General features: G+C 68.4%; 8 protein-coding genes and 1 tRNA gene. 1 reads left to right on the top strand and 8 read right to left on the bottom strand.

Going from position 1 to position 7030, the window contains the following annotated elements:
* Window positions 1-135 precede the first annotated feature (135 nt).
* Window positions 136-212: transfer RNA gene (locus tag GGR12_RS13185), tRNA-Met, on the top strand.
* A gap of 81 nt (window positions 213-293) precedes the next feature.
* On the opposite strand, the gene hisIE is transcribed toward GGR12_RS13185, so the two are convergent.
* The 8 genes from hisIE to GGR12_RS13145 all read right to left on the bottom strand — a co-directional run bounded on the left by hisIE (window position 294) and on the right by GGR12_RS13145 (window position 6944).
* Complete coding sequence (hisIE, locus tag GGR12_RS13180; protein ID WP_183204837.1) at window positions 294-914, bottom strand: bifunctional phosphoribosyl-AMP cyclohydrolase/phosphoribosyl-ATP diphosphatase HisIE; 621 nt, start codon at window positions 912-914, stop codon at window positions 294-296.
* Window positions 911-1678: an imidazole glycerol phosphate synthase subunit HisF gene (gene hisF, locus GGR12_RS13175; protein WP_183204836.1), complete on the bottom strand. Its 768-nt coding sequence runs from the start codon at window positions 1676-1678 to the stop codon at window positions 911-913. Before hisF ends, hisIE begins: the two co-directional genes overlap by 4 nt.
* Entirely contained in the window at window positions 1675-2409 is a 735-nt protein-coding gene (gene hisA, locus GGR12_RS13170; RefSeq protein WP_183204835.1) for a 1-(5-phosphoribosyl)-5-[(5-phosphoribosylamino)methylideneamino]imidazole-4-carboxamide isomerase, read from the bottom strand. The genes hisF and hisA overlap by 4 nt, the downstream gene beginning before the upstream one ends.
* Window positions 2406-3005, bottom strand: coding sequence for an imidazole glycerol phosphate synthase subunit HisH (hisH, locus tag GGR12_RS13165; protein WP_183204834.1), 600 nt, complete (start codon window positions 3003-3005; stop codon window positions 2406-2408). The genes hisA and hisH overlap by 4 nt, the downstream gene beginning before the upstream one ends.
* Window positions 3002-4345 (bottom strand): imidazoleglycerol-phosphate dehydratase HisB, encoded by a 1344-nt coding sequence (gene hisB / locus GGR12_RS13160; protein WP_183204833.1) that lies wholly within the window; start codon window positions 4343-4345, stop codon window positions 3002-3004. Before hisB ends, hisH begins: the two co-directional genes overlap by 4 nt.
* An 89-nt stretch (window positions 4346-4434) precedes the next feature.
* A complete protein-coding gene (gene hisD / locus GGR12_RS13155; protein ID WP_183204832.1) occupies window positions 4435-5742 on the bottom strand; it encodes a histidinol dehydrogenase in 1308 nt (435 codons plus the stop codon).
* Window positions 5742-6623 (bottom strand): ATP phosphoribosyltransferase, encoded by an 882-nt coding sequence (gene hisG, locus GGR12_RS13150; protein ID WP_183204831.1) that lies wholly within the window; start codon window positions 6621-6623, stop codon window positions 5742-5744. Before hisG ends, hisD begins: the two co-directional genes overlap by 1 nt.
* 9 nt (window positions 6624-6632) lie before the next feature.
* On the bottom strand, window positions 6633-6944 hold the full coding sequence (locus GGR12_RS13145; protein WP_183204830.1) for a YerC/YecD family TrpR-related protein: 312 nt from the start codon (window positions 6942-6944) through the stop codon (window positions 6633-6635).
* Between the last annotated feature and the right edge of the window lie 86 nt (window positions 6945-7030).

The raw sequence follows: 7030 nt of genomic DNA, 5'->3' as shown, positions 1-7030 counted from the left end.
TCCAGAGCCGATGGTACTTCGTCTTAAGGCGCGGGAGAGTAGGTCGCCGCCGGGTCTACCAGTCGGATATACGAATGATAAAACGCCCCAACAGGCGACTTCTCGAACCATTCTTCCCTCACCCCTACCGTTTGCCGCGGGATGGAGCAGCCCGGTAGCTCGTCAGGCTCATAACCTGAAGGTCGCAGGTTCAAATCCTGCTCCCGCACCCAAAACACAAAAGCCCCGCACGGCCACAAGCCGGCGGGGCTTTTTGCTGGCCGAGAACCAGGACCAGCAGAGCGCCCGGGGACTCAACCCGGAGCCGCTGGCCGCGCGCGCGCCGCCAGCACCTCAAGCACATCCGCAAGGCGCAGCCCTCGCACGTGCAACAGCACGAGCAGGTGATAGATCAGATCCGCCGCCTCGCCGGCCAGATCGGCGTCCGATCCCGTGACGCTCGCAAGCGCGACCTCGACCCCTTCCTCTCCGACCTTCTGGGCGACCCGGCTTACGCCATCCGCGATGAGGCGCGCCGTCCAGCTTTCAGATGGATCGGCCCTGGCGCGGCCGGCGATCGTGGCCTCAAGCCGGGCCAGGCGCCCGACCCCGGTCGCGTCTTCGCTGCCGAAGCAACTGGTCGTGCCGAGGTGGCAGGCCGGTCCTACCGGCTCGACCCTCAACACCAATGCATCGGCGTCACAGTCGGCGACGAGCGAGACGACGGACAGGCGGTTGCCGGACGTCTCGCCCTTGCGCCATCGGCCGCCGCGCGACCGCGAGAAGAAGGTGGCCTCGCCGCTGGCGATCGTTTCGTCGAGCGCGGCCCGATCCATATAGGCCAGGGTCAGGACCTGCAGGGTCGCCGCGTCCTGGACCACGACGGGCACAAGGCCGTCGCCCTTGGCGAAATCGAGGGTGGAAGGATCGATCATGGTCGCACCTCCAGGCCGGCCCCGGCGAGGAAGGCCTTCAGTCGTGGGATCGGCAGTGCGCCGGTGTGGAAGACGCTGGCGGCCAGGGCGCCGGATACGTCGGCTTGCTGAAAGACCTCCAGGAAGTGGCTCGCCGAGCCGGCTCCGCCTGAGGCCACCAACGGGACCGTCAGCCGCGCCCGTGCTGCGGCCAGCTGGGTCAGGTCGTAGCCGTGACGGACGCCATCCTCGTCCATGCAGTTCAGGACGATCTCGCCGGCCCCCAGAGTTTGCGCCTCGGTGATCCAGTCCATGGTTCGACGCTGCGCGCTCCGGCTCCGGGTGGCGTCCCCGGTGTACTGGTGCACGATCCAGTCATCGCCGGACCGCCTGGAGTCGACGCCGACAACGACGCATTGCGATCCCAACCGCAGAGCCATTTCGCCGATCAGGTCCGGGCGTTCGAGCGCCGGTGAGTTGATCGAGACCTTGTCGGCGCCGTGATCGAGGCAGCGCGCGGCCTGATCGACCGATCGGATGCCGCCGGCGACGCAGAACGGGATATCGAGCAGTCGGGCGATGTCGCGAACCCAGCCGTAGTCGAGAGTGCGGCCTTCGGGGCTGGCGGTGATGTCGTAGAAGACCAGTTCGTCGGCCCCCTGATCGCGATAGCGAGCCGCCAGCTCCGAGGCGTTGCCCATGTCGCGGTGCCCTTCGAAGCGGATGCCCTTCACGACCCGGCCGTCCCTGACGTCGAGGCACGGAATGATGCGCCGGGCGGTCATGAGCCTGCCGTTTCGAGGGCTTGCTCGAGCGTGAACCGTCCCTCGTAGAGCGCGCGTCCCACGATAGCTCCCGCCGCCCCGATGGAGCGGGCAGCCGTCAGGTCGTCGAGGGTCGCGACGCCTCCCGAGGCCTGTAGCTGAAGGTCCGGGCGCCGCCGGCGCACATCGGCCAGCAGGCCGAGGTTCGGGCCGGTGAGGGCGCCGTCCCGGCCGACGTCGGTGACCAGAAGGTGTTTCGCCGTCCCGGGCGGGTAGCGGTCCAGCGCGGTGGGCAGATCGACGCCGGCGGCCTCGGTCCATCCTTTCAGCGCCGGGATGTAGCGGTCGCTCTCGGCCTTGACGTCGATGGCCAGCGTCAGGTGATCCGGTCCGAAGCGCTGGAGCCAGGTCAGGACCAGGTCCGGGTCGGATACCGCCAGGGATCCGACGACGACGCGGCTGACCCCGGCGTCGAGCAGGCGGACGACGTCGTCGGTCGATCGCACGCCGCCGCCCGACTGAATCCGGGCCTTCCCGGTCGACGCCAGTTCGCCGATCAGCCGATGCTGCACCGCCCGGCCGGCCTCTGCGCCGTCGAGGTCGACGATGTGCACCCAGTCAGCACCAGCCGCGTCGAAAGCCGCGAGGCGCGCGGAGGGGTTGTCGTCGTAAAGCGTCACCGCGTCGAAGCGCCCGTGCATGAGCCGCACGCACGCTCCGGCGCGGAGGTCGATGGCGGGATAGACGATCACGCGGGCAGCTCCAGGAAGTTGCGCAGTATGCGGGCGCCGGTCTGCGACGACCGCTCGGGGTGAAACTGGCAGCCCCACCGGTTCCGGCTGCGAACGACGGCCGGGACGGGGCCGCCGTAGTCGGCGCGCGCGATGGTCGCCCCGCCGTCCGGACAGACGAAGGCGTGCACGAAATAGGCCCAGGCGTCGGTCTCCAGCCCCTCCAGCAACGGATCATCACGGTCGATCGACAGCTTCGACCAGCCCATGTGCGGCACCGGCAGCGCAGGGTTCGGGGGGAGGCTGCGGACCCGTCCCGGGATAAGCCTGAGCATCGGGGTGTTCCCGCCTTCATCGGTCGCCTCGAACAGCAGCTGCTGGCCCAGGCAGACGCCGAGCAACGGGCGGGGAAATCCGGCAATCGTCTCGGCAAGCCCGAGCGCCCTGAGACGGTCCATGGCGTAGGCCGCATGCCCGACGCCGGGCAGGATCAGCCGCTCCGCCTCCGCCACCTCGGTCGGGTCGGACGCAAGGCGCACGGTCGCGCCCAGCCGTTCCAGTGCGAACTGGACGGACGCGACGTTGCCTGCGCCGTAGGCCAGAACGGTGACGGTCACAGCACGCCCTTGGTGCTGGGGATTGCGTCGTCCTCGATGCGGATCGCCTGTCGGAGCGCGCGGCCGAACGCCTTGAAAACGGCCTCGGTCTTGTGGTGGTCGTCCTCGCCCCGCACCGACACGTGGATCGCCGCTCCCAGGTTTTCCGCCAGCGAGCGGAACACGTGGGCGGTGAGATCTGTCCGGTAGTCGCCGATGAAGGGGGTGCTGAAGGCACCCTCGAAAACCGGATAGGGCCGCCCCGAAAGGTCGATCGACACCTGGGCTTCGGCTTCATCCATGGGCAGGACGAAGCCGTACCGGGCGACGCCCTTGCGGTCTCCCAGGGCGTGCTTCAGCGCCTGACCGAGGGCGATAGCGGAGTCCTCGATCGTGTGGTGCGGGTCTGTGTGCAGGTCGCCTTCGCAAGACAGTCGAAGCGAGAAGCCGCCGTGCGCGGCGACCTGCTCAAGCATGTGATCGAAGAAACCTACGCCGGTGGCGATGCTGACCGGACCGGTCTCATCGAGGTCGACCGAACAGACGATGCGCGTCTCATTCGTGTCGCGGACAGCCTGCCCGGTGCGGTTGGGCCTGGCGCGGGACGGCGCAAGATCGAGCGCCGCCAGCAGACGATCGTTGGTCTCGACACTGGAGGCGACAGGCAGGCGAAGGCGATCGCCGGTGCGCTCTGCAGCGATACCGTAGCGCGCCAGAGCCGCGATCACGGCATCCGGATCGGCCGGCCGGGCCATGAGCACCGGTCCGACGCCGGGATCGATCTTCATTTCGCGCGAGAGGGCCTTGATTAGCCGCTCCCGTTCCCGCCGTACGCCGGCGAGGCGCTCGCGCGTCTCGACCAGGCGCGAGGGATCGAGGGCCTGCAGCGCCAGCCGAACCGATGTTTCCGGCATTGCGTAGGGCTCGAGGACGGACGCGATGCGGGCCAGCGTGTCCGGCTGAGCGATGACGGCGCCCACGCGTGCGCCGGCCAGCCCGTACGCCAATGAAAGGCTACGGAGCACGACGAGATTGGGGTGTTCGCTGATCAGTGCGACAGCGGAAGGCGTGTCGCTGAATTCGGCCAAGCCCTCATCCACGACAAGAAGGGAAGGCGAAACCCGGGTCGCCATCTCCATGACCGCGTCCGCAGAGCCCAGCGCGCGAAGGATGATGGCGGCGCGGGCTGCTCCGGCCGGGAGAGGGGAATACAGCTGCGCGAGCGCACGGAAGGGTTCAGCATCCGGAGCATCGACTGACTGGCGGTCGCGGGCGGCGAGACGGAACATCAGTTCGAGGCCATGGGTCAGACCGCGGACCGGAAGCACCTCGTCGACCGGGACGCCGTAGACCTCGGCCATCCGGCCGGCCAAGGCGCGGGGTTCAGAAGGGTAGCGTTCGAGACCGTCCCCGCCGGCGACGAGAGGCGCGAACGGAGCGGGCAGATTTCTCACCGGCCGCCCCTCAGTTCCGCGGCCCGCGCGTGCGCCTCCAGCCCTTCCATTCTGGCCAGCCTCGCAGCGACCGGAGAGAGCGCGGCGGCGCCCGCTTCGGTGACGGTCTGGATCGACATCGAGGTCATGAAGCTGGCTGTGGTGACGCCGCCGGTGCTCCGCGCCGCGCCATCGGTGGGCAAGACGTGGCTGGGCCCCGCCGCGTAATCGCCCAGCGTCTCGGCGGCCCATGGCCCTACGAAGACTGCGCCGGCAGCGGTGATCCGTTCGACCAGTCGGTCGGCGTCAAGCGCCTGAACCGCCAGATGCTCGGGACCATAGAGGTTGGCGATCTCGCAGGCCTCGGTCACGTCGCGCACGCGGATGGCCCGCCCTTCGGCGAGCGAGACCCTGGCGATGTCTGCGCGCGGCAGGGTTTCCAGCTGCTGCTCGATCTCCGTCAATGTAGCGTCGATGAGCCCGCGGCTTTCAGAGACGAGAAGGACCTGCGCGTCGCTGTCGTGTTCAGCCTGGCTCAGTAGATCAGCCGCAACGATCTCGGGATCGGCGTCGCGGTCTGCGATGATCAGAAGCTCTGACGGGCCCGCCGGCATATCGACCGCCGGCCCGCCGGGGATCGCCGTTGCCTGTCGCTTGGCTTCGGCCACCCATGCGTTCCCAGGACCGAACAGCTTGTCGACCGGTTCAATCTCGCCATCGTCGAATGCGGCGCCGAACGTCAGCGCGGCGATGGCCTGCGCTCCGCCGATCAGCCACAGCGCGTCCAGGCCGGCTTCCGCGGCGGCGACGATCATTGCGGGATGCGGCTCGCCATCCTTTGAGGGCGGGGTGACTGCGATGCGTCGCGACACGCCGGCCACTGCCGCGGGGATCGCCAACATCAGCAATGAGGAAAAGAGCGGCGCCGTGCCGCCCGGGACGTAGAGGCCGGCAGACGCCAGCGGTCGCCACGCCAGTCGCGATCGCACGCCAAGGGTGGTTTCAATGAACGGCGAGTCCGCCGGCCGCGTCGCCTCGTGGAAGATCCGGACGTTCTCCGCGGCGATCCTCAGCGCCCGGGTCGCCGCCGGGGGGAGGGCGGCTCGAGCGGCGGCTTCACTTTCAGCAGTGATAGCGATGCGCCGAGGCGGAGCGCCGTCCAGCTTCAGGCTCCACTCCACGACGGCAGCGCCGCCGCGAGCCTGGATGTCCTCGAAGATGGTGCGCACGCCGTCTGTGACCAGGGGATCGCTTCGACGAGCCGGGCGGGCGAGGGCGGCCTTGCGGCCTGCGGGGTCAAGCGAAGACCAATCGATCCGCTGCATCACATCATCTTTTCAATAGGGAGGACCAGAATGGCCGAGGCGCCGACCGCCTTGAGCCGTTCGAGGGTTTCCCAGAACACGGCCTCCTGGCAGACCGCGTGGACGGCGACGGCGTCGTCCCGTCCGGACAGGGGCATGACTGTGGGGGCACCTGCGCCGGGCAGGATCGCTGTGATCTGTTCCAGCGCCGACCGCGGGGCGTTCAGCATCACATATTTGGCCCCTTGCGAGGCGACCACGCCGGCCATCCGTTCGACGATGCTGTCGAGCAGTTCGGCCAGCGCGGGCTCCGGCGCGACCGGAGAGCGGATCAGCACGGCCTGGGAATCCAACACCGTCTCTCTTGCCGCGAGGCCATTGGCCTCCAGCGTGGCTCCGGTCGATACGAGATCGCAAATGGCGTGGGCAAGCTTCAGGCGCGGTGCGACTTCAACGGCTCCGCGCATGGTGATGATGTCGGCCTTGACGCCGTGGTCGTCGAGATACCTGCGCAGGACCCGTGGATAGGAGGTGGCGATGCGCCGTCCTTCCAGCGAGCGGGGGCCGTCGTAGTCCAGCGTCGGCGGGACGGCGATCTTCAGGGTGCAGCGGCCGAAGCTCAACGGCATCAGCACCTCGGCGACCGGTCCGCCATTGCGGCCTTCCTCCAGGACATTCTCTCCGACGATGCCGAGATCGCAGACTCCGTCCGCGACAAAGGTCGGAATGTCGTCGTCGCGGACCCGCAGCAGGTCGATCGGATAGTTCTCGACGCGGTACAGAAGGTCGTTGTTACCCTTGACCACGCGCAGCCCGGCGTCACGCACCAGATCGAGGCTGCGTTCGGCGAGGCGACCGGACTTCTGGATGGCGATACGCAGCCGCCCCTGAACAGTACTCATTGTTTCAACTCAGCCTTTCAGGCGGTCCAGCACGAGGCGATATCCCTGGTGCGGCATCTCTTTCAGAAAGCGCGCAACGCGAACGACGGTGGTCGGGCTGGCCTGGGCCTCCGCCGCGATTTCGCGATATGACTTGCCGCCGGCGTCCAGCAGGCGGGCGACCTCCCAGCGCTCCGCGAAGGCGCGAACCTCGGCCGGGGTGCAGAGGTCGGCCAGAAAGGCGTCGACCTCCTCGCGCGTCTTGAGGGACAGCAGGGCGTCGTAGAGGGCGACGCGGCTGAGGCCATGGGCGGCGGCGTTGCGGGGGAGAGGTCCGGTCATGGCGTTCCACTATGCTGTTACAATGGACCGCGCAATAGGTTGGCCACGCCTTACGCCGAGTTCACCCACGCGCCTCAATCCGGACG

Source organism: Brevundimonas lenta (genome assembly GCF_014196335.1).
GTDB classification, from domain to species: domain Bacteria; phylum Pseudomonadota; class Alphaproteobacteria; order Caulobacterales; family Caulobacteraceae; genus Brevundimonas; species Brevundimonas lenta.
This window is presented reverse-complemented; position numbering and strand designations above follow the sequence as displayed.